General features: G+C 60.9%; 11 protein-coding genes, 1 tRNA gene and 1 pseudogene. 3 read left to right on the top strand and 10 right to left on the bottom strand.

The annotated features are described in order from the left end of the window. Positions 1-141: 141 nt before the first annotated feature. Positions 142-5,196, bottom strand: a complete 5,055-nt coding sequence (locus ACFE70_RS07735) for a discoidin domain-containing protein (RefSeq protein ID WP_375417156.1) — start codon at positions 5,194-5,196, stop codon at positions 142-144. An 868-nt stretch (positions 5,197-6,064) separates the two neighbouring features. Between ACFE70_RS07735 and ACFE70_RS07730 the strand changes: the two genes are divergently transcribed. Next, a complete protein-coding gene (locus ACFE70_RS07730; RefSeq protein WP_375417155.1) occupies positions 6,065-9,568 on the top strand; it encodes a discoidin domain-containing protein in 3,504 nt (1,167 codons plus the stop codon). A gap of 668 nt (positions 9,569-10,236) precedes the next feature. On the opposite strand, the gene ACFE70_RS07725 is transcribed toward ACFE70_RS07730, so the two are convergent. The 5 genes and pseudogenes from ACFE70_RS07725 to ACFE70_RS07705 form a co-directional block, all read right to left on the bottom strand. Continuing rightward, positions 10,237-12,201: a glycosyl hydrolase gene (locus tag ACFE70_RS07725; RefSeq protein ID WP_375417154.1), complete on the bottom strand. Its 1,965-nt coding sequence runs from the start codon at positions 12,199-12,201 to the stop codon at positions 10,237-10,239. 359 nt (positions 12,202-12,560) lie between these two features. After that, positions 12,561-15,602: a two-component regulator propeller domain-containing protein gene (locus ACFE70_RS07720; RefSeq protein WP_375417153.1), complete on the bottom strand. Its 3,042-nt coding sequence runs from the start codon at positions 15,600-15,602 to the stop codon at positions 12,561-12,563. Positions 15,603-16,029: 427 nt separating this feature from the next. After that, positions 16,030-16,452: pseudogene (locus ACFE70_RS07715) on the bottom strand (IS1595 family transposase); the annotation flags it as partial. 151 nt (positions 16,453-16,603) lie between these two features. After that, complete coding sequence (locus ACFE70_RS07710; protein ID WP_375417152.1) at positions 16,604-17,413, bottom strand: transposase; 810 nt, start codon at positions 17,411-17,413, stop codon at positions 16,604-16,606. A gap of 353 nt (positions 17,414-17,766) precedes the next feature. Continuing rightward, positions 17,767-17,841, bottom strand: a tRNA-Val gene (locus tag ACFE70_RS07705). A gap of 162 nt (positions 17,842-18,003) precedes the next feature. On the opposite strand from ACFE70_RS07705, the gene ACFE70_RS07700 reads away from it, so the two are divergent. Both ACFE70_RS07700 and ACFE70_RS07695 read left to right on the top strand, forming a co-directional pair. Then, complete coding sequence (locus ACFE70_RS07700; protein WP_375417151.1) at positions 18,004-18,663, top strand: porin family protein; 660 nt, start codon at positions 18,004-18,006, stop codon at positions 18,661-18,663. Between the two features lie 122 nt (positions 18,664-18,785). Then, positions 18,786-19,313, top strand: coding sequence for a DUF6992 family protein (locus ACFE70_RS07695; protein WP_375417150.1), 528 nt, complete (start codon positions 18,786-18,788; stop codon positions 19,311-19,313). 117 nt (positions 19,314-19,430) lie between these two features. Here the strand turns inward: ACFE70_RS07695 and ACFE70_RS07690 are convergent, their stop codons facing one another. The 4 genes from ACFE70_RS07690 to ACFE70_RS07675 form a co-directional block, all read right to left on the bottom strand. Continuing rightward, on the bottom strand, positions 19,431-20,009 hold the full coding sequence (locus ACFE70_RS07690; RefSeq protein WP_375417149.1) for a type 1 glutamine amidotransferase domain-containing protein: 579 nt from the start codon (positions 20,007-20,009) through the stop codon (positions 19,431-19,433). 83 nt (positions 20,010-20,092) lie between these two features. Further along, entirely contained in the window at positions 20,093-20,827 is a 735-nt protein-coding gene (locus tag ACFE70_RS07685) for a hypothetical protein (protein WP_375417148.1), read from the bottom strand. Continuing rightward, a complete protein-coding gene (locus ACFE70_RS07680) occupies positions 20,817-21,317 on the bottom strand; it encodes a hypothetical protein (RefSeq protein WP_375417147.1) in 501 nt (166 codons plus the stop codon). The genes ACFE70_RS07685 and ACFE70_RS07680 overlap by 11 nt, the downstream gene beginning before the upstream one ends. Before the next feature lie 251 nt (positions 21,318-21,568). Further along, positions 21,569-23,950 carry a mechanosensitive ion channel family protein gene (locus ACFE70_RS07675; RefSeq protein WP_375417146.1) on the bottom strand — a complete coding sequence of 794 codons (2,382 nt, stop codon included), beginning with the start codon at positions 23,948-23,950 and terminating at the stop codon, positions 21,569-21,571. Between the last annotated feature and the right edge of the window lie 66 nt (positions 23,951-24,016).

Genomic DNA, 24,016 nt, shown 5'->3' with positions numbered 1-24,016 from the left:
GAAAGAATGCAAGAAATAGTCAGCAGAAAAGCTAGGGAAAGCACGTCAAAGTAGGAAAAGCAGGTCGGCCAGCTACTCAAACGGGCGGGTTCATTACGACCCGCCCGTTTGGTGTTTTCAGCTCAGAAAGGGGCTTTTATTTTATTCTTTGACGAAGCGCTGGGTCTGCACGGCGCCCGCGCTGGTGGCGCGGAGCAGGTAGATGCCCTTAGCCAAGCCGGAGAGGTCGAGGCGGCCGGCATCGGCTGGCTGCTTGAGTTGCGCCTGCTGCACCAGCCGGCCCTGCCCGTCGTACACGCCCACCGTGGCGGGGTAGGCCGCGATGCCAGTGAGCGTGGCTGTGCTTGTAACCGGGTTCGGGAACACGCCCAGCGCTGTCCCAGCCGGGCCGGCGGTGGACTGAGCGGCCAGCGCCCCTTTGGCACTGGTGGCCGCCGCACCGTACACTTCCAGCTCGTAGAGCGAGTAGCCCCAGCCCGTGCCGCGGGCCTTGAGGTTGAGGCGCAGGTAGCGGCCGGTGCCCGCAAGGCCGGTCCAGTCATTGACCAGCACCGAGTTACCGGTCACCGCCTTGAGTGGCTTCCAGTTGGTGGTATCAGCCGAAATCTCCACGTTATAGTCCTTGCCGTAGGCGCCTTCCCAGGTCAGCTTGACGCGGTTCACGGTGTAGCTCGCGCCCAAATCCACGCGCAGCCACTGCGCGTCGGCACGGGCGCTGGCCCAGCGCGTGCCGCCGTTGCCATCCACGGCCGCGGAGCCGGGGAACTGCTGGCCATTTTCCAGCGACGACACGCGCACCGGCTTTTTCAGGGCCAGGTTCGGGCCCACGGTCGTCGTTGGCGCTGTCACCGTGACCGATGCCGTGCCCTTTACGCTGCCGCTGGTGGCCGTCACCGTGAAGGGGCCGCCCACGGTGCTGGCCGCAAACAAGCCGCCGCTGCTGATGGTCCCGCCACCGCTTACCGTCCAAGTGGGCGTGGTGGCAAAGGCGTTACCGAACTGGTCTTTGCCCTGCGCCGTGAACTGCTGGCTGGCACCCGACACCACGGAAGCCGTGGCGGGCGTGACCGTGAGGCTCGTCAGGACCGGAGTGGCTGCGGCGGCCTGCACCGTGAGGCTGGCCGAGCCGCTCACGCCGCCCGCCGTGGCCGTGATGGTGTAAGTGCCCGTCGCGCTGGCGGTGAAAACGCCCGCGCTGCTAATCGTGCCGCCGCTGGCCGTCCAGGTCGGGGTGGTGGGGTAGGGATTGCCGAACTGGTCGAGGCTGGTGGCCTTGAAGGTCACGCGCTGGCCGGCCGCCACTTTGCTGAAGTTCGGGGTGACGACGATTGACTTGAGCGCCGGGTCCTGGTGCGTGAGGCCGAACACCTGGATTTCGTAGAGCGAGTAGCCGTAGGGCGAGCCACGCTCCACGCCCTGCATCCAGACGTAGCGGCCGCTGGCGCCGGCCGGCAGCGGCAGGTCGTCGGTGTTGCCGTTGCCAGCGGTTTCGGTGTAGAGCACGCGGCGGGCTTGCAGCGTGTCGTCGGCCGCTTCAATCCGGTAGGCTTTGCCGTAGGCGTTTTCCCAGTACAGCACCACGCGGCTCAGGTCATACTGCTGGCCCAAATCCACCCGCAGCCACTCGCCATTCAGCTCAGCGCTGCCCCAGCGCGTGTCGGGCGAAACGCGGACGCTCGTGCCGTCGGTGGCGTAGAAGGGGGCCAGGTTGCCCCGCCCCGACGAAGCCCGCGTGGGCTTGTTCAACGCTAGATTCGTAGGCTTGGGCACCACGCTCACGGAGGTCGACGCCACGACGCTGCCGGCCTGCACCTTCACTACGAACGTGCCGATGGTGGTCGAGGTGAACACGCCGCTCGCCGCGTCGATGTTGCCCCCGCCGCTGACCGACCAGGTGAGGGGGGTAGGGAACGGATTGCGGTACTGATCGAAAGTCTTGGCGAAGAACGTCAGCGCGTCGCCCTGCGCCACTTTCACCTGGGCCGGGCCCACCGCAATGGAATCGGCCACCGGCGTGGCGCGCACCTGAATGGTGGCCGTTGATGATTTGCCACCGCCGCTGGCCACCACCGTGGCCGTGCCCGCCGCCGTGGCCGACGCCGAAACCACTCCGGTGGCCGAAACCGAGATTCCGGTGCCGCCCGAACTCGTCCAGGTCGGCGTGAAGGCGAAGGGCTGGCCGGTCTGGTCGGTGCCGCGCGCGGTGAGGGGTAGGGAAGTGCCCTGGTAAATGAAGGTCGAAATCGGGTCCACTTTCACGGTGGTAAGCGCGATGCTCTGCCCGACGAGCACGTCGGCCGTGCTCGTCACGCCGCTGGCCGTGGCCGTCACTTTAAAGGCGCCGTTGGCCGCGGCCGTGAACAGGCCGTTGGCATCGATGCTGCCGCCGCCCGAAACCGCCCAGGTGATGGTTCCGGCGGCGAGGTTGGCGCCGAACTGGTCTTTGCCCTGGGCCGCAAACTGCACTTTTTGCCCTACCCCCACATTTTGCGACAAAGCCGGCGTGAGGGCCAGGCTCGTCAGCGTGGGCTGCTGCACTACGTTCACCGTGCGCAGGTTATCAATATAATACGTGGTGCCCGTGAACTTGCCCAGCTCGAAGAGCACCGCCACGCGGTCCACCAGGTTGTCGGGCACCCCGTTGTCGGGCTGGGAGCCGAAGGTGAAATACACGGTGTGCCAGGCGCCCTGCACCGTGGTGGTGCCTAGGTAGTTGCTGTGCTTGCCGCTGTTTTCCGAGGTGCCGAGCAGGGTGCTGGCATCGAGGCCCATGAGCACGGGCGTACCGGCCGGCGCGTCGGTGTACACGTCGAGGGCGAACTTCTGCTGCCGGTTCTTGAGGGCGCCCGCGTTCAGGGGCGCCGCGTTCCGGTTAAAGTAAAGCAAGTCGTACTGCGCGGTAGCGCTGCGCACGTATTTGGCCACGTTGGCCGAGGTATTGCTGCCTCCCGGTGTGGGGTTGGCCACCTTCGGCGAGTAGGCGCCCGTGGTGGCGGCGTTGGCGGTCAGCAGGTCGTTGGCGTCGTAGTCTTCCAGCACGTTGGCCAGCACCAGCGACTCCTTCGGGGCCGTCGAGTTGAGACGGATATTATCGAAGTAGTAGGTGTTGGTCGTGTTCGTGACCGGGTTAAACAGGAACACCAGCTTGTCCACGGCGGCATCGGAAGCGCCGCGGTCGGGCACCGACGAGAGCGAGAACGTGACCGTTTCCCACTGGTTCTGCTTCATCGTCACGGCCTCGAAGTTGGCGTAGCGGCCGTTCGGGTAGTTGCCGGCCTGGGCGATGCTGCTGATTTCGAAGTTCAGCGAAAGCTTGGTGCCCACGGGCGCGTCGGAGTACACGTCCATCGACACGGTGCTCGTGCCCAGCCGGAACGGCCGGCCGTCGGCAATGGCGAGTGTCTTGTAAACCAGCGCGTCGTAGAGGGCGCCGGAGTCGCGCACGTACTTCGCTACCGTGGCTGAAGAATTCACGCTGCCAGCGGCGGGGTTGGCCTGCACCGCGTACTGGCCGTTGGCGAAGTCCTTGGTGAGCTGGTCGTTGCCGTCGAAGTTCTGAAGTACGCGCGTATCGAGCACGCGGGGCGGGCCGCCGGGCTGGCCGGTGCGCAGGTTGTCGAAGTAGAAGACGTTGCCGGTGTTGGTGACCGGGGCGAAGAGCAGAATCCACTGGTCCACGTTCGAGGCGCCGGTGCCGCCGTCGGGCGAGCCGGTGTAGCTGAACTCCAGGGTTTCCCACTGCCCGCGCCTGGTCGTCACGGCGTCGAAGTTGGCGTAGCGGCCGGTGGGGTAGTTGTCGGCGCGGGCGGCCTTGCTGTTCTCGAAGTTCAGCGACACGTGCGTGCCCGGCGCGGCGTTGGTATACACGTCCAGCAAAATACGGCGCTTGCCGATGGCGAAGTCGCCGGCCGGCGCCGCGTTCACGCCCAGCATTCCAATCACGTCATACAGCGCGCCGTCATTCCGAATGTATTTGCCCACTTTGGGCGAGGGATTAATCGAGTTGACCAGCGGATTGGGCACGCCCTTGCTGAGCGTGCCCGATACGTTGACGTAGTTGAAAGCCGGGGGCGCCTCAAAATTTTCGAACACCTTGTCGGCCACGAAGGGCGCTTCCGTCACGACGTTCAGCGAGTAGTTGTTCGTGCTGCAAGATGAGCTAACCTGCGTGCTGACCAGACCGCCGGTCTGGCCCCAGTCAACCGTCACGGTAGGCGTGCCCTGCCCGGAAACGATTGTGGCGCCGGCCGGCACAGTCCAGTTGTACTTATAGGTGCCGTCGTCGGTGGTGCTCACCGTGTACTGCTTGTTTTGCTCGCCCTGGTACACCTTATCGTCGCCGCTGACGAAAGTGCTGTAAGCACCTTTGTACACGTGCACCCAGTCAATGGTGGCCGACATGGGCGTGACAGTCGTGGCATCGGGGTCGCCGGAGTAGCTGCCGCCCATGCCCACGCTCAGCAGCAGGAAGAAAGGCCGGTTGAAGGGCCGGTAGCCATTGATGGGGTTGGTCAGGTCCAGCACGTGGTATGGCTTGCTCGGGTCATCGATGTACCACTTGATGTAAGTCGGGCTCCACTCGATGCCGGCTACGTGAAAGTCGTCGGCCCACTTCTGGCCGGCGGGCAGCTCGACTGCGCCCTGCGAGATGGCATCCCTACCCTCGGGGCCGGCGAAGTGCGCCGTGCCGATGTTGCGGCCGGGCGTGCGGCCGGTGTTCTCAAAAATGTCAACCTCGCCGCACTTGGGCCAGGTCACCGACTCAAAATCGGAGCCCAGCATCCAGAACGCGAAGCCGTTGCCCTGGGTGTCGACGCCCTTCACCCGCGCCTCGACGCGGCCGTATTGGAAGTCGAGCTTCTTATAGGTACGCAGCCGGGCGCTGGTGTAGTGAAAGCCTTCGTATTCCTCCTTGCGGATAGTGAGCACGAGCTTGCCGTCCACGATTTTGGCGTTTTCGGGGCGCGTGGTCGGCAGGTCCAACTGGCCGGTACCCTGGTTGCGCGGGGTTTCCAGTTCCCACTTGCTCAGGTCGATATTGGGGCCGCTGAACTCGTCCTGCCAGGTGAGCTTTTCGCATTGGGCCCAGGCGGCAGTTGGGCCTAGCAGCAGAGCGACAGCCAGCAGTAGCGGCAGCGTCCGCAGGCTGCTGACGAGCTTATTGGTTCGATAAAGGAAGTTTGTTGAGGTGGACATGAAAGAGTGGTTAAGTGGATAATTCTTGATGCACTAAACCTACCTCATACCCAGGCTCAGACGAAAAAAGACACTACGGGGTCAGTACGGGGCCGCTAAAAAGCCCGGTATATGTACAATTTTTATAATTATTCATTTATTATTTATAACTAAATACACAAAACAGACCAGCCGACTTTCTGTCTACTAGAGGCAAGGAGTACTGCCTTAATGTCGGCCACCGCACATCGGCTTGGTACACAAGGTCCGCAAACCAGTTGCTCAGTGGCTCACCTACTTTACCTCTGTCACCAGCCGGGTATCACCAGAAAACTTGCGAAAACCGCTTAGCCACCTGTCAGCAAAACAAGGGGCTAGGCAGGCTGCTGACTCTTGGTGTTATTTATCACTAAGGTTGCTCCTGAGGCCCTGCGAGCCCTAGCCAGACTGCGAAGCCGCGCGGCGGGTTACTAGCGGCAGGGGGGGTAGGAATACACCGAGCCAGTGCAAGTAGTAGGACCGGGACGACGGGCGGCATTCCAGAAAACAAGGGTCTGCCTGGCGGCGCGCAAGCAGGCGCTTCTCGGCAGCTTGTGGTTTGGCTCGTGTGCGAGGCTCCGCCCTGCCAAATTCCCTACCCCCGCATTACCTACAAAGTGTCTCGGTGTCTTGTCCCGGCACAGTGCTCGCTGTATTAGGCTCACTGCCAATCTTTTCAGGTAACTATTGCAGGCTGCACAGTCAGGCGGTTTTGGGGTGACTTTCAGGCTCCCGTAGTTCTCCCGTAGCTTGGCCTGCTGGTGTTTTTTAGAAGGGGTAGGACCTTTAGGCCACTTCTTCCGGGAAGTCTATTTTTTTTCTCACCCATCTAAAACCTACCCGATAGCGCATGAAAAACCTACTTCTTCTCTTATTGCTGCTAGGCACCAGCCTGGCAGCCAACAGCCAGACGGCCCCGACCTGGACCCAGGTCTGGAGCGACGAGTTCAGCGGCACCACGCTGGACCAAACCAAATGGACCTACGAAACCGGCACCGGCGTCAACGGCGACTTCGGCACCGGGCAGCTTGACCGCGCCACCGACCGCCCCGAGAACGTCGCCATCGAGCAGGGCATTGCTGGCGCTACCGGTGGGGCGCTGCGCATCAGCACGCGCAAGGAAACCTACCTTGACCGCAACTACACCAGCGGGCGCATCAACACCAAGGACAAGGCGTTCTGGGGGCCTAACCACCGCATCGTGGCCCGCGTCTGGCCGAAGGGCGTGCGCACCAAGGGCCAGGGGTTTGCCTTCTGGATGATGGGTAACGAGCACCCGACGGGCGTGCAGGAGCTGACCTGGCCCCAGCTGGGCGAAATCGACATCATGGAGTATGTGGGCTCCATCCCCGACCACAACCTGGGCACGGTGCACTACGCCTGGTACTACAACAACAACCAGTATCAGGACGGCAATCACGGCCAGCACGGTGCCTACTACAGCTTTGCCACCAAGCAGACGCCCGACCGCGAGGAATGGATTCGGCTGGACCTGAAGGCCATCTACTCCATCAACCGGGTGAACCTGAGCTGGGAAAACAAGAACAGTAAGAACTACAACATTGAAACCTCGCTCGACGGCACCAGCTGGGCCCCGGTATTCAGCACCACGACCGGCGACGGCGGCATCGACGATGTAACGTTCGCCGCTACCAATGCCCGCTTTGTGCGGGTGCGCGGCACCGGCCGGTCGGACGACTATGGCTACTCCCTGTTCGAATTTCAGGTGTATGGCGCGGGCAGCGCTACCAACCTAGCCCTGGCCAGCGAGGCCAGCGCCAGCAGCTCGCAGGCCTCCGACCTGCTGCCGCGTAATGCCATCGACGGCCAGACCAGCACCCGCTGGGGCAGCGCCCCACGCAATCCGGAGTACCAGACCGGCACTGTGGCCAGCACCACCGACCCCAACATTGGCGCCAACGGCTGGCACGAGTACGGCATCGACTGGTTCTCGGACCGCATGGAGTTCTTCGTGGATGGCAGCGTCTACCACATTCACTACTTCAACGACGGCGCGGTGTCGGGCAAGGTCGACGGTGAGAACGAAGAGGCTCTGGCCGTGGTCAATGGCAAGAAGCTGAAGAAGTCGGAGTACTCGAACCTTTACCCCGAGTGGCACCCGTTTGAGCACAAGATGTACGCCATCCTGAGCGCGGGCGTCGGTGGCAGCGGCAACACCTACGGCGGCTCGGTGACGGGCGAGCCGGCCGTGTTTCCGGCCGACGTGTACATCGACTGGGTGCGGGTCTATTCCAATGGCCTGACATTTAACCCGCCGCCCACCGTCAAGCTGACCGGGCCCACCGGCGCCGACACCTACCCTGCCCCCGGCAGCGTGACGCTCACCGCTGAGGCTTCCGACACGGAAGGCGGCACCATCAGCTCGGTTTCGTTTTACAATGGTACCGCCCTGATTGGAACGGATAACGCCGCTCCGTTCAGCTATAACTGGACTAACGTGCCGGCCGGCAATTACGTCATCACGGCCAAGGCCACCGACAACGGCGGCATAACTTCTACCTCCAACGCGGTGAAGGTTGCGGTCAATGGTCCGACCTCTAACCTAGCCCTGAACCGGCCGGGTACGGCCTCCTCGACCCTAGGCGACCAAGGTGCCTCGCGGGCGTTCGATGCCGACCTAGGTTCCAAGTGGGAAAGCGTGCACGCTAATGCCACCGACTGGATTTACGTGGACCTGGGTAACACCTACGAGGTCAACCGGGTGAAAATCCTCTGGGAAAGCGCTTTTGCCAAGGATTATGACATTAAGTTTTCCGCCGACAAGACCAATTGGACGCCTATCAAGTCCATTACGGGCAACACGACCACCACGAACGACATCACGGGACTCTCGGGCAAGGCGCGGTACGTAGGTATCTTCTGCTTAACCAAGCAGCTTCCGGCCTACGGGTACTCGATTTACAACGTGGAAGTGTACGGGTCGGGCGGCACCACCGCCAATGCGGCGCCCGCCGTCAGTATCACCGCGCCAGCGGCCAATGCCTCCTTCACGGCGCCCGCTACCGTCAACATGACGGCCAATGCGTCGGATACTGACGGCACCGTCAGCAAAGTGGAGTTCTACCAGGGCGCTATCCTGCTCGGCACCGATGCGTCCGCCCCGTACAGCTTCAGCTGGACTAATGTGGCCGCAGGCACCTATTCCATCACGGCCAAAGCTACCGACAACGGCGGCCTGACGACCACCTCGGCGGCCGTGGCGGTCACCGTTGGCACCACGCCGCCCAGCTCTACCGGCGACCTGGCGCGGGGCAAGCCGGCCACGGCATCGAGCACGCGCAACGGCAACGTGGCGGGCTTCGCCGTCGATGGTGACCCGGCGAACACGCGCTGGGAGAGCGCCATTACGGGCACGGCTGCCGTGGATGACAACCAGTGGCTATACGTTGACCTGGGCGCTACCTACAACATTAACGAAGTAAAAATCACCTGGGAAAACGCCTTGGGCAAGGATTACCGGGTGGAAGTAAGCTTCGACGCCACCACGTGGACCAGCCTGCGGGAAGTTACTGGCAACACGGCGCGGGAAAATGACCTCACCGGCCTGCGGGGCAGCGGCCGGTACGTGCGGGTGTTGGGCCTCACGCGCGGCACGGGCTACGGCTACTCCATCTACCAGCTCGAAGTGTATGGCTTCCCTGGCGCCGCGCCCACTGGCAAAACCGTTCCGGGCAAGATTGAGGCCGAGAGCTACGACGCCATGAAGGGCATTCAAACCGAGCCCACCGCCGACGCGAACGGTGGCCTGAACGTGGGCTACATCGATGCGGGCGACTACCTGGACTATAAAGTAACCTCGTCCGTCAATGCCTACTACACGGTGCAGTTCCGGGTGGCCAGCTGGATAAACGGGGCCCAACTCCAGCTCCAGCAGCCCCAAGGCCTGGAAGGCATCGCCACCCTGGCGACCGTCACGCTGCCCAACACGGGCGGCGGCCAAAACTGGCAAACCGTGACCATTAATAACGTCACGCTGCCGGTCGGGGCGCTGACCCTGCGGGTGCGGGCTCTCACCGGCGGGTTCAACTTCAATTGGCTGAGCTTCGCGCAGCAAAACGGGCAGCAAATCAGCGCCCGGCCAGCCGCTGCGGCTGCCGCCGTAGCACCCACAAGTCAGGTCATGGGCTACCCGAACCCAGTCGAAACCAGCTTCTACCTGCACAACGCGGCGGAAAACGCGCCGGTGAAGATTGTGGACATGACCGGCCGGGTCGTGCTGCAAACCACAGTCCACAACAGCGCCGTCGAGGTGAATACGCTGCGGGCTGGTACTTACGTACTGCTTGTTGAGAGCAAGAATGGACTTCAGCGGCTGAAGCTGAATAAGAAGTAAGCCGAATCGCTTACTCAGCTCATTGAGTTGAGCTACGAAACGCCCCCTGCTGAAGCGCCTCAGCAGGGGGCGTTTTTGTGTGCCGGAAGGGCAGCTTTAGTGCCGGCGCGGCGGGGCGTACCAGTGTGGTTATCAACCTTTACAACTGTCTAATGTCTGACCTGGGGGGACAGTACTCAAAAGGAACAGTAGTCGAAAAAGGCATTTCTAATCCTTTAGAACGTCCTGCTTTATTTGGCGTCCGCTTGTCGAAGCATCTCGCGTGAGTCGTTGAACGATGCGAGCGAGATGCTTCGACAAGCGGACGCCAAATAAAGCAGGACGTTCTTTTTGCTTACTGTCTACACCCCCAGCGCAGTCGCACAAGCAGTTGAAAGTCTGAAGAAGAAGTTGGAGAATGGGAAGAACGCAGATTATTTTCAATGCTCTCCGCCCAACTCGCCCAAGCCCACCTGCCAGCGCCCGCTGCTCGCCTGATGCCAGCCAGCTTTCCCTGCCCTTCAGCATCCTGGCCTATAACTGAGTTGGCCGTAATAAGGGGGGAGGAACAAGTAAGGGCCCCAGCCCGCCTCAACTCAGTTGAAGCGGGCTGGGGCCCCTGGGCACCCGGATTTAAAGAGATATTCGCCAGAGCCGGGCCGCATTGCCGGCCTGCGGCAGCTAGCTAGCTACTTCACAAAGCGCCGGCTAACACGCTGCCCTTCAGCCGTGAGCAGCAAGGTGTACATGCCGGGCTGGAGGCCGGACACATCGAGGCTGCCCGCACTAGCCGCGCCGCTGGCCACGGACTGGCCCAGGGCGTTGAGAATCTGGTAGCGGCTGCCGGCCAGGCTCAGCAAGGAGCGCAGTTGCAGCCGGTCGGTTACGGGGTTGGGGTATACTTCCAGGGCTTCGCCGGCCGCAGGGGGGGTAGGCGCGCCGGCCGCCCGCAGGGCCGGGCGGGCCGCAGTGGTGAGCGGGGTGATGCGCAGCCAGTTCAGGTTCCAGCCGCCCGCCACGGCCCGGATGCCCAGGTTGTAGGTGCCAGCCGTTACGCTTACGGTTTGCGAGATGGTGGTCCACTTCTGCCAGCCGCCGGTGGCCAGAATTGGCACGGTGGTGCCCAGGGCCGCGCCGCTGAGGTCGGTCGCCAGGCTACCGCCGTTGGGGCTGGCCACGCGGTATTCAATGGAGTAGGAGCCCGTCGTTGGGAAGTTGACGGCATTGTAGGTCATCTTATCGTCGGCATCAATGTAGCCCACGTTCCGGCCGCCGTCCGTGTCGCTGGTCGTTTCCACGCCCACGCCGCTCATGCTGCTGTAGTTTTCCGCCTGAATGAGGTTGGCTGTCGGCGTGGGGGTAGGGGCCGGAGTTGTCGTGGCCGCCGAGCCGTAGGCGTTGATTTCGTAGATGGAGTAGCCGTAGGCGCTGCCGCGCCGGCTGCACGCCACCCGCAGGTAGCGCCCGCTGCCCGCCAGCCCAGTGAAGTCATCCACCCCACCGTCGCCGTTGATAACGGTCTGGATGGGCGTCCAAGTGTTGCCGTCCGGAGAAGTCAGCAGCTTGTAGTCCGCCGCGTAGGCCGGGTCCCAGCTGATGCGCACGTGCGAAAATTTCTGCGCCGTGCCGAAGTCCAGCTGGAAGTACTGCGCGTCGGTCCAGGCGCTGGCCCAGCGGGTGTTGATGTTGCCATCGATGGCGTTGGCGGCCCCCAGCGAGCTGTTTTCGCTCGATTGCGCCGTGGCCGCTACCGGCGTGAGGCGATTAGCCAGCAGCGGCGAGCCGGCGTAGGGCTGGTTGACGTAGAGCTGGCCCAGCTCGGTGAGCTGCCCGTCGGCGCCGAGCAGGTTGATGTTGGGAATCTCGTTGTTGCGCCCCGAAAACCACGAATAGCGGAAGACCGCCGGCTCGTTTTCGAGGTAGTTCACCGCGTCGATGAGGTACTTTTTCTGCACGCCCAGCGTAATCCTGCTGTGGTCCATGTCGCCGCAGGAGAACTCAGTGAGCCAGATGGGCTTGTTATACTTCTTCAGCTCCGCGATTTTCTGACGCAGGTACTGCTCCTCGCACACGTAGGTGTGCACGGCGATGTAGTCGACCTGGCAGTTGGGGCAGGCGGCAAAAAAAGCGTCTAGGTATTGGGTGGGCGAATAATACGTCACCCCATTCTCACTCACGCAGTCGCCGCAGTAGTTCACGGCCGGCGAGACGAGCTTGAGGTTTTTGCGGGCTGCCACGTCTTGCAGCACCGGCCAGAGCGCCGCCGCCTGCTTGGGCGTCAGGTTGGCTTGCAGACGGAAGTTGGGCTCGTTGAAGCCCAGTAGATATTTGGCCCCCGCCGGAATCTTGGCCGCCAGCCGGTCGGCCGTGACGGTGCTGCCATCCAGGGTCGCGTTCCACTGCATGGGCACGAACTCCGCGCCTAGGCCCTGATAAATGCTCGCGACGGCGGCTTTAGGAACGGGGCCCCAGCCGTACCACCAGCTCAGGCCGGGGGCCAGCGCTTGGAGGTCGGCCGCCGTGAGAAAGTCGTAGGCTAGGCCGCGCTTGGCGCTTTTGGTCTGGGCCAGGGTAGGGGCAGGCCAGGCCGCCAGCAGGCCGAGGAGACCGAGCAGCCAGCCAGCGGGCCAGCGGTTGGTTAAATGCTTTTTCATGCGCTAGTGAGGTAAAGGATGAAGTGAAAGAATGAGGAATAAGAAGAATTAAAATGCGACCGGGGCACAGAACCCGTCTGGTACAAAGTACGTGCTGCTGGCCTGGATTGCCAGTAAATCACCTACGGGATAACTACGGCAAGCTCTAAAAAAACCAGTCTAACTAAAGACAGTAAACTTTTGACTTTGAGCGTATTATTCATGTTTTGCCTTGTATCAGGATGGCAAGCCGAACGCCGACTAGCCGCCATTAACCACCACGTTCAATTGGCGCTGCTACGGTGCTGCAACCAACTCCTGCCGCACTCAAAATCGCCGGATATTTCCTGGATTCCCTACCCCCCTTGTAAGCTCCAAGCTCACATAAGCAGAATAAATTCGGCCAGATTGGTCGTCGTGTCGAGCTGCATCTTTTTGCGCACGCGGTAGCGCAGGTCCTCGGCGCCGCGCACTGAAAGGCCCATGAGCGAGGCAATTTCCTTGCTGTCGAGGTTCATGCGCAGGTAGGCGCAGAGCTTGAGGTCGCGGCTGGTGAGCTGCGGGTACTGCTCCTTGAGGCGCTGCATGAAGTTCTCGTGCAGCTGGTTGAACAAGGCTTCGAAGTGCTGCCAGTGCTGGCTGGGGTCGATGTTCTTTTCAATCACGCGCACCACGCGCTGCATCTTGCGCCGCTGCTGCGCCGCGTCGGTGTCGTCCAGCGCTTCCTTCACGCTGTCACGGATGCTGAGCAGGGTCTCGTTCTGCTGCACCATGCCAATCACCGACGTGGCCAGCTCCGAGTTTTTGTGCTGCACTTCGGTTTCGAGCTGCGTCTTACTTAGCTCAGCCAGCGCTTTTTCATGTTGCAGGCGGGCTTCGCGCAGCTCGGCTTCCTTGGTGCGCAGTTCCAGCAGCTTTTCCAACTGTAATTTCTTGCGCAAGGCGTTGGTGCGCAGCAGGTAAAAGGCCGTCGCTGCGCTCAGCCCAACCAGCGCGGCCAGCCCCCGGAACCAGAAGGTTTTCCACCAGGGCGGCGTGATGATGACCGTCAGGGTAGTGGCGTGGGCGCTCCACACGCCGTCGTTATTGGCCGCCTTCACCTGAAACTCGTAGCGGCCGGGGTCCAGATTCGTGTACGTGGCCTCGCGCCGGGTGCCCGCGTAGCGCCAAGCGTCATCGAAGCCGACCAGCTGGTAGGCGTACTGGTTTTTCTGCGGGTCAATGAAGTTCAGGGCGGCAAACTCAAACGTTACCGCCGCCGCTTTGTAAGGCAGCGTCAGGGTCTTAGCTTCCGAGATGTGCTGCCGCAGCGGGCTGCCCGCCGCACCGGGTCGCAGCGAGGTGTTGAACACCTGCACGTCGGTGAGCACCACCGGCGCCACATTGGGGTTGCGCAGCAGCACCGTGGGCGAAAAGCCGTTAAACCCGTTGATGCCACCCAGGTAAAGGCTGCCGTCGCGGGCGCGCAGGGCCGAGTTAATGTTGAACTCGTTGCTTTGCAGGCCGTCTTCGCGGTCGAAGTTCTTGAAGGTCCGGTGCTCCACGTCGAAGCGCGAAATACCTTTGTTGGTGCTCAGCCAGAGGTTGCCCGCCCGGTCTTCCACGATGGCGTTGATGACGTTGCTGGGCAAGCCGTCGGCCGTCGTAAAGTGCCGAAACGTGCGCGTGCGCGGGTTCAGCAGGTTGAGCCCGCCATCGGCCGTGCCCACCCACAATCGTTTACGGCTGTCCTCAAAAATAACCTGAATACGGTTGCTGCTCAAGGACTTGGGGTTGCGCGCATCGTGTTGCACGTAGCTGAACGTCTGGCTCCGGGGCTGATACAGGTTCAGGCCGCGGTCTTCGGTGCCCACCCAAAAGTTGCCAGCACTATCCTCGCGCATCGTCACCACGTTGTAGTCACCGAGCGCGCCTACCCCCGTTCGGGGCTGAAAACGGGTGAAGACGCCCTCCTTGTTGAGGTCCATGCGGCACAGCCCGCCGCCCAGCGTACTCACCCATAGCTGCTGGTGCCGGTCCTCGTACAGGGCCCAGACGCTGTTGGTCGTCAGGCTGCTGGCCCGGCTCGAATCAGTTGCGTAGTGCACGAAGGCATCGCGGGCGCGGTCGTAGCGGTCGAGGCCGCCCTGGTAGGTGCCCACCCACAAGTTGCCGCGGCTGTCCTCATACAAGGACTTCACCACGTTCGACGCGAGGCTGGTCGGGTCGGCGGGGTTGTGGCGAAAGTGCCGGAAGGTCTGGCGCACTGGGTCGAACAAATCCAGCCCGCCGCCGTCGGTGCCGAGCCAGATACTGCCCCCCGCATCTTGCAGCACGGCCAGCACCGACTTGTGGCTCAGACTGTTGCTGGTGTGCGGCAGGTGCGTGAAGTGGGTGAACTTGGCTTTGTACTGACTATAAAAATTGACCCCGCCCCCGAACGTCCCCACCCAGATGATACCGGCCCGGTCCTCATAAAGGCTATAGACGGCGTTGCTGCTCAGGCTGCCGGGGTTCGCCTCGTCGGTCAGCAGGTGCGTAAAGTTGTCGCGGGCCGGGTTGTAAAGATTAAGGCCGCCGCCGTCGGTGCCCACCCAAAGGGCCCCCGGCCGGGTTTGTAAAATCGCCCGGACCTGGTTGTGGCTCAGGCTCTGAGGCTGCCCTGGCTGGTGCTGGTAGTGGTGCAGTTGGCCACCCGGTCCGAAGCGGAGCAGTCCCTGCTCCCAGGTACCTACCCAATACTGCTGGCGCGCGTCCTGCGTCAGGATGCGCGCCAGCTTCGCGTGCGGCCAGGGTGGGCGCAGCGCCTGCCGGGTAAAGCTGCCGGTGCGCGGATTGTAGCGGTTCAGGCCCTCTACATTGGTGAGGACCAGAATCTCATGCTCGTCGTTTTCAGTGATAGAGTAAATCTGGTTGCTGTTGAGCGAGGTGCTGTCACCGGGCCGGGCATAAAAGGCGCGAAACGCGCCAGTCGCGCGGTCGAGCAGGTTCAGGCCGTAGTCCGTGCCGACCCACAGGTTGCCCTGGCTGTCCTCCAGGATGCACTCTATCTTATTAGCACTAAGATGATAAGGAGGCTTGCTCTCCTGGGTGTAACGCACAAAGGCATCACGGGCGCGGTCGTAGCGGTTGAGGCCGCCCAAGTGAGTGCCCACCCACAGGTTTTGGGCCCGGTCTTCATGCAGGCACGTTACGATGTTGTCGCTGATGGCCTGCGAGTCCTGGGAATTGGAAAGGTAGGAGGTGATGCGGTAGCCATCATACTTGTTCAGCCCGTGGTAGGTGCCAAACCACATAAATCCCCGGCTATCCTGGCAGATGCTCAGCACCGTGTTGTTCGACAAGCCCTCATCAACGCTCAGATGGTTAAATACATATCCTTGCGAAAAAGCAGAGAGCGTTAAGCCAAAGTAAGCCAGCAGGAGTAGCGCGTTTCGTTTCATAGTTGGCAAGCCTCGTAACGAAAATCGAATAGCTCGGCTTGAATAGCGGGCCTACGGGCGGACCCGCTGTCCAAACCGGCGCTGGGCCCTAGTAGGAACGGGGAGGGGTGCAGTCTGAACTAACTAGGCCTCCACCCGCACCACAATAGTGGTAAGCAACAGGCAGGACAGCTTTTTTGCTTTTTGTGAGCAGCCGAAGGCCTTATAAAAGTAGACGCTACGCGCTGCTTAAAGACCGGGCGAGTCAAGCGCTGAGGTGGTCTAGCTGAGCGAGACAGAAATGGGTAGCACTTTTCTTCTCGATGGAAAAGCCTGACAAACACCGCAAATAGGATGCAGCCTCAGAGTCGAGGCACCACGTGTCGCGGCCGAGAGCCGCTCGACGCAAGCGGTGACTCGGACTCTGAATATCAATTATATCAGGGGCTTAGGAAGCAGAACCAGAATTTAGGGGGTGTTGACGAAGTTCTTTAAGCAGGACCTCGTAGAGGTCTTGGTGGCGATGATTAAAGCGAAATTTGCACTCTTTCAGATGCAGCAGAAAGGTATGCTTGGGCACGCCGGCAAATTGATGCAGACGGTTTTTGGCGAAGCTCCAGAACGATTCAATTCCATTAAGATGAGCCGCCCCCTGCCCAAACTCGTCGTGGCTATGGTGGACGCGGTAGTGGCGGTCGAAGCCCACATCTACCAAGCCATCGTAGCCGCGCCAGCTATCGGTATCGGTATTAACCATCGCGGCTGGGTCGATTTTGCCGCGAATGATGCCCTGCAACGTCTTTTTCGAGCAATCCGATACAATTTCCGTCTACACTTGGCCCCCACGTTTGAACAAACCGAAGACGATAGTGGCTGTTGCAGAACTCAGGTTAGGTAGTTCTATTTGGACGTAGCGACTTCACGAGAGCCCGAGTTGGCACTGAAGTGCGCCTGCCTCGCCATCCAGCGCGGGTAGTGGCCGTCAGAAGTGGCCTAGGCTGGGCCACGGCCAGGCTCAGCTGTCAGGTAGGGCTGTGCTTGAGCAGCTTCTTAAGGTTGTAGGCCACGGCCGTCAGCAGCATGGTTTTGTGGGCCCCAACGAGCCCGCGCACGTACATTCGACGCAGGCCGTAGTGGTGAATCAGGTTGCCGAAGACTGGTTCGACCGTGCTTTGCCGAACCCGGCACATGCGCTGGCCTCGTCGGCTCTGCTGCCGCTGCCACGCTCGGCGGTACGGCGCATCATAGAGCGTACGAGTGAGTTGTTTGCGCTTAGCCCCGGGCACGCAGGTGGCCTTGAGAGGGCACTGTTGGCAGTCCGAGCAGGTGGCCCAGTAAAGCTTGCGCCACCCGCCGTCAGTGCCGACGTCGTACTTGCGAAAAGGCAGAACTTTACCGGCCGTGCAGGTGTAAGCGTCCGTCGAGGCGTCGTAGGTAAAGCCCGTAATGTCGGCTTTGTATTGACCAAAGACAGGGATCCAGGCCGTGATGCGCTCGGCTTCGAGCAGCATATAATTCAACCCATTCGCGTAGCCGGCGTCGGCCAGCAACTCGCGCAGGGGCAGCTCGTGGGCCTGCAGCCGGCGCTGCAGGCCAGTAAGCAGCCGAGGCAAATGCAGGCTGTCGCGGCTATCGGCCAAGTCGGCTTGCACATGGCTAATGACGCCGTGGGCCGTGTCCACGGCCAAGCTGCAGAGGTAGTTCAGGGCCCGGGCTTTGCCGGGCTTGACGGAGATGCGCGCGTCGGGGTCTGCGGGGCTGTAGTACGTCTTGTTGCTGAGCAGCCGCGCCTTGGGGTGCTGGGCGCCGGGCACGCTGGAGTGGGCGACCATCCAAGTCACTCGCCATAGCGCCTGCTTACTGTAGGACACGCTGTATCACGAACAAGAATTTGGGGTGGACGAAGTTGCGCGGTGCTTCCGTATCCCGAAGTACATCCTCTACGAGCACTCGCATCACAGATGTGTCGTCGTCCACAGCCAACAGCAAGCTGCTGTAAACAAGTCGGTCGATTGAGCTTTTACCACTCAAAGCTGGCCTTAAATGGCGTGGGAGGGCCAAGCTTGACTGCTATCGTTGGCTTCTATCGCTCCACTAAAAGCAGTAGTTCATGTCCTGACGACCGGGGGCAAAACCGGGGCATAAAAATAAAAACCCTGTCTCCAGGCTGGAAACAGGGTTTCGGTGGGACATACTGGGCTCGAACCAGTGACCCCTACGTTGTCGACGTAGTGCTCTGAACCAACTGAGCTAATATCCCGGCTTGCCGCCGCCGAAAGCCGGTAGCGGGCCGCAAAGCTACATCACGCAATTTAATAATGCCCCCGGGCGCCGCTACCGGGCAACCTTTCCTAACCCGGCCAAGTATAGCAGCCCTGATAATATCGGTCTTTTCTAATTCTACCTGCATTTCTGCCTTCCCATGAAAAAGTTTTTCCTTCTGGCCGCATTGGCCGCCGCTTCCATCTCCGGGGCCCAGGCCCAGGCCCGCGCCGGGGGCGAGTTGTCCTCGAAAGACTACACCGGCGGCGCCGTCACCGACTCGCGCAACACCGGCTTCGGCATCAAGGGCGGCTACAACTACACTAACCTCTACGGCGACGGGGCCGACCAGCTTGACCTGCGCGGCACTAACACCTTCCACGCTGGCGTGTATGGGCAGTTTGGCTTCAACGACTTCGCTTCCACGCAAATTGAGCTGCTGTATTCACGCAAGGGCGCCAAAACCAATGGCAGCGGCACCGCTGACGACGTGCGCCTCGACTACCTGCAACTGCCTATCCTGTTCGTGGGCAACGTGACCGAAACCATCAGCTTCCACGTTGGCCCCCAGATTTCGCTGCTCACTAAGTACGAGCAAAACGGGCAGGATTATGCCATCGATGACTCCGGCCTCAATAGCCTTGATTTCGGCGGCGTGGCCGGCCTTGAATTTCGAGTGGGGCCTGCTCGGGTTGGCGGTCGCTATGACTTAGGGTTGGGCAAGGTGTTCGACACGAGCAAAGCGAATAGGCTGAACGTTACTGAGCAGGTGCGCAACGGCACGGTGCAGGTATATATCGGCCTGGGCTTCACCCAATAAGCTTTTTCTTTCCCGTTTTTCATTTGTTTTCCTTGAAAAGGAAGCCCTACCCGGCTTCCTTTTTTGCTGCTCTTTCGTCAATGCTTATCCGCTGAAGCCGCCCTATCCGGCCGCTCCTTGCTATGCTGCTCTTCGCCCCGGTCCCCTCCCTACCCCCCACCGCGCTGGCAACCCTGCACCAGGCCCGCGAGCTACTCGTGGCCCAGGGCATGAGCGTGCTCGGCGTGTGGGCCCTGCTCAACATCGTGCTCAGCGGCTACCAGGTCGCCCGCCTGGAGCCGCGCCTCGAAGCTCACCACTTCCACCTCATGAACGCCGGCTGGGGCCTGGTCAATGCCGTGCTGGCCGCCGTGGGCATCGTCGGCACGCACCCTGGCCAAACCACCGGCCTCACGCTTTCCGGCCTGCTCACCGAGCAGCTCCACCTCGAAAACCTGCTGCTTTTCAACGCCGGCCTCGACGTAGCCTACGTGGCTACCGGCGCCTGGCTGCGCGCCCGCGCCCTGGCGCCGGCTGCCCGGCGCCCCGAGCGGCTGGCCGGCTTCGGCCGCTCGCTGTGGGTGCAGGGAGGGTTCTTGTTTGTGTTTGACGTGAGCTTATGGCTGCTCCTGCACCGCTTCAGCGCGGGGCTGCTGGCGTTGGTGGAGTAGCTCTCTGGCCGCGATATTCCAATTAAAAAGGCCTGACAGCGCACGCTGTCAGGCCTTTTTTCTAAATTGAAGCGGTTGTTGGGCGAGACACCGAATTCCCTACCCCCTGCCCGGGCCTCAACGCTGGCCGCCGTGCTGGGGCTCCAACATCTCTTCCACAATCTTTTTATTGAAGGCCGGGATGTCGTCGGGCTTGCGGCTGGTGATGAGGCCGTGGTCGGTCACCACTTCCGAATCCTCCCAGTGGGCGCCGGCGTTGCGCAGGTCGGTTTGCAGACTGGGCCAGCTCGTCACGCGCTTGCCGCGCACCACGCCGGCCTCAATCAGCGTCCAGGGCCCGTGGCAGATGGCGGCTACCACCTTGCCCGACTGCGCGAACTCGCGCACGAAGGCCACTACGTCGTCATCCATGCGCAGCACGTCGGGGTTCATCTGGCCGCCGGGCAGCACCAGGGCGTCGTAGTCGGCGGGGCGGGCCTCAGTAATTACCTTGTCCACGCTCACCTTGTCGCCCCAGTCCTTAGCCGGGCCGTCCCAGCCTTTGATGGAGCCGCTTTTCAGGGAGATGACGTGGGTTTCGGCGCCCTCGTTTTCGAGGTATTTCTTGGGTTCGTCCAGCTCGGCCTGCTCGAAGCCGTCGGTGGCGATGATGGCAATTTTGCGGCCCTTGAGTTTATCGCTGCTGAAAAGTGACATGGCGAAATAGAAGTTAAAAGAAAAGGCCGGGGGTAGTCCCGGCCCGTTTCATTTACGCCCGCTGTGGTCTTTGGTTCGTTTCTCTAAAACTTAGAGAACACGTTTAAAACCAGTAATTCTAAATGAGCTGCTACGCGCTGCTCTTTTATCTCTAAACTATTGGGATGACCGCAAGCATTTCTTAATTTTAAACACACGCCCTGCAACTCCTGCTTAACGTTCTTACCAATTATAGACAGCGCCTCTAAAACATCTAAGAAGTCGTTTTCTTTAATCCTAGCAAGGTCATCTGCAGTCTTTGCGTCGCGCCATTTTGCATCTCTTCTTTTTACCTCAATATTAAAATCTTGCAGGCGTTTAGATATGACATGCTCATACAAGATAGACATTGCACCAATCCACGACAGCACTACAGAAGCCCTGTAAAACTGTCGTTCAAAACAGCCAATTGCTTCATTAACGAAACTAGCTGCGTCAGCATGAGTTATTTCGGACAAATGACTTTTGAGGTCAGTTAGCGCTGATGGAGGCGTAAAATCGACCCCGACTAAAAGGCCAGAATCAACTAAATACTGCTTCCCTTCATCCGTTAACCGCCAGCCATTTTTAACCCGAATTGCCAAACCAGTAGCACTTAATAGAACGGCCGAAACATTCCATTTCTTAACAGCAAGTAGCCCTGCGCTTAATGCGAGTTTCGTTATTGTCGCAATTGATTTTGGGCTATCAGACTCAACGGCAAGACAAAGAAGCACCTTATCCTTACGGACAAGATGCTTTTTGTACAACAAGCCAGACAGAACGTTTTCAGTTAGCAAGTTGAGCGAGCAATTGGGTTCGTGTGGCGCTTTGCATAGCGTAAGAGTCGTTTGCTCGCTGCACCAGTTTACCAGCTTTAACTAATCTAGTTAAATAAGCAGAGAGGTTTTTACTCACACTCTGTGTGTAATAAGATGTGGCGTTTTTTGATTCTTGAAGTAAGTCTGTGCGCGAGAAGGACTCCTTTTTTTGAACAAACGTCAAGTAAGCTGCTGCTGATAATAGTAGATCAGTCCCGCTATCGCCGCCTATTTTAGATGCAATAGTTGATGTTGACATATCAACTTGCGAGCTTCCACCTTCAGTTGCAGCACCTTGATTACTCGACGAACTTGAACTGTGGGAAGTTTCTTCGCCTGATTTCCTCGAACCGCCAAGTAGTTCCACTGCTTCAGCTACCAGTTTTAGTAAACCATCTTTTATGTAATCTTCACTACCTTCAAATTCAATCTCCAAGTCGCCAACTTTGATTTTTAATTTGCTATCCATTTCGTGATGCATTTGAGTGAAAATTAGTTTGCTGCACATGCTCTACATGGCCTAACTCCAGCAGAGCGTGGCAGCCGGTGGCAGAGGCAAGGGTGAGCCGCTGAGTAACATGGAAGGTGCTGTTATTCAAGTAGAGCCTCTTCATGATAGCAAGACTAGGTCAAATGTATGCGAATATTCTTGATGGTCAAACTGCAAACTGTGTCTTAGCGAGGAGTAGCCAAAAAAGGCCGAACAAGCAACCTGCTCCATCAGCTCAGCTGCAAACCTTGCGCCGTGAAGCGCCGGTAGATGCCGGCCAGAATCTCGCTTTTGGTGAGCTGCTCCTGGCGGATGTTGATAATCCAGAATAGCACTTTCAGCTCGTATACCTGGCCGTTGATGCTGCTGAGCAGGATTTCGGGGGGTAGGGACTGCATGGTGTAGGGGCTGCTCCTGATTTCCTGTTGAATCAGGTCGCGGGCGGTTTCGAGGTCGCTGGGCAGGTCGGTGCCGGGAGCCAGGCGCAACACCAGGTCGGCGCGGATATGGTCGTTGGTGCGGGTCCAGTTGATGACGTGGCCGGCGAGCAAGTCGCCGTTGGGCAGGATGATTTCGGAGCCCGTGAGCGAGGTGAGCTTGCTGGAGCGGATGCCGATGTCCTGCACCCGGCCCGACTTACCGGCCACCTCGATGAAGTCGCCGACGTGAAACGGCCGCTCGAATAGGAGGATGACACCGGAAACCAGGTTGTTGACGATGCTCTGCAAACCCAGGCCGATGCCCACGCTGAGGGCGCCGAACACGATGGCCAACTTGCTCAGGGGCAGGCCCGTGGCGGCCGTGGCCAGCGCGAAGCCCACCACCACGAGCAGCAGCCGCAGCCCCATCAGCCACGAGCCGCGCTGCCGCAGCTCGGCGCTGGCTTCCTCGCCCACTTCGCCGAAAAAGTAGCCCACGTACTGCTGCAATTGGGTAGCAACGTAGAGAATGAGGAAGAACAGCAGGATGTTGCCGAAGGTGAACTCGGTGCTGCCCAGCAGGTGCGGAGCCGCCAGCAGGTGGGCCAGGCTGGCGTAGAGCAGCGAGTGCAGGTTGAGGTTGGAGGTGAACACCACGAGCCAGAGGCCGCCGGCCACCACCGTAAGCAGGCGCAGCAGCTGGGCGCCGATTTTATCGTAGCTGAAGTGGACTACGCCGCCCGCCGCCAGCCGGCTGCTCAGCATCTGAAGGTGAAACGCCTCGGTTATCAGCTCGATAAACACGGCCAGGCCGATGCCCTGCGTGAGGCCGAAGATGGCGGCCGTGCTCAGCATCTTGGCCAAACTCAGCTGCCCCAGCACGTTGGCGGCCACGGCCAGGCCATTGAGGGAAATAAAGAGGCCCGTGATGCCCACCACGAAGCGCGGCAGCGCCACCGCCCGCCGGATGCGCGAAAGCAAAAACGCGCCGATGCCCACGGCCAGCACGTCGAGCAGCAAGAGCCCGCCGCGCGCCAGCGGCCCCGTGGCGCCGCTGGCATTGGTGAAAGCCAGCGCCCCGAAAAACACGACCAGCCCCAGCCAGCACAGAAACGGCCGCCGCGGCCAGCAGCGCCAGAAGACGGCCGTCAGACTCAGCAGCAGCAGGGCTTGCAGCAGGTCGAGGTACACCGGCGGTGGGTGCAGCTCCAGGGCCGGCGCCAGGCTGAAGACCACGACCAGCGTGGCGGCCACCGGCCCCGGCCGCAGGTAGCGGAAGGGCTGCTCCAGGGCCAGCACGCGCCGCCGCATCCGGCCGTAATTGAAGCTCACCCAGCCATAGAACACCAGGCCTATTACGCTCATGTAGAGCCAGTTGTCCCAGTTTTCGGCGAAGTAATAGGCAACGATTTTCTGGCGGTACTGGGCGGCGTGGTGGTCGGCTTCGGGCGCGGCGAGGGGGGTAGGGACTGCTGCCCAGAGTGGGGGGTAGGCGGCGCGCAGGGCGGTGCGGCCGAAGCGGCGCATCTGCTCGCCCACCTGGTCTTGCAGCTCCAGGGCCTGAATGTAGCTGGCCGCCACCTGCGTTTGCAGCTGCTTGACCTGCTGAAACCGGCGGGCCAGCCGCTGCCCGGTGCGCTGCTGCCGCACTTGCAGCGCCGAATCGGCCCGCTCCAGGGCCAGCGCGGCCACGTCGGGAACCGGGCGGCGGGCCGGCGGGCGGGCCAGGGCGCCGATGCGGCCCTGCATGGCTTCGAGCTGCTCGTGGGCACCCGCCAGCGCCGTGCGCCAGTCCAGCAGCTGGCCCTGAATGTTGGCCAGCATCAACTGGCACATTTGCAACTGCTTGACGTCCACTACTTCGTCGGTTTCCTCGACGCTGTGGCGGATGGCGTGCAGGTTTTCGTCGAGGGTGGGCAGCTCGGCGGCCACGCCGCGGGCATCAAACACGTCGCGGACGACGCCCGATATTTCGCCCAGCGTCGTGTAGGCGACTTCCAGCCGGTGCGAGTCGTCGTGCGCGGCCGTGTCGGCGGCCTCGGCCGGGACAGCTGAAATAATGGGATGGGTTTGGGCAAAAGCGGCGGGGGCGCCGGCCAGCAGCAGCCCGGCCGCGAACCAGATTCCGGCGCCAGCCTGCTTTAACACCACGTAAACCCAACGTAATACCAGGATAATTAAGATAGTAGTCATAGGACCGGGAAAGTACACCCGGCCAGCCTATTCTCCACTAGCAAGGAGCCAAACCGACCCGAATAA

Source organism: uncultured Hymenobacter sp., from assembly GCF_964243305.1.
GTDB lineage: Bacteria > Bacteroidota > Bacteroidia > Cytophagales > Hymenobacteraceae > Hymenobacter.
This window is presented reverse-complemented; position numbering and strand designations above follow the sequence as displayed.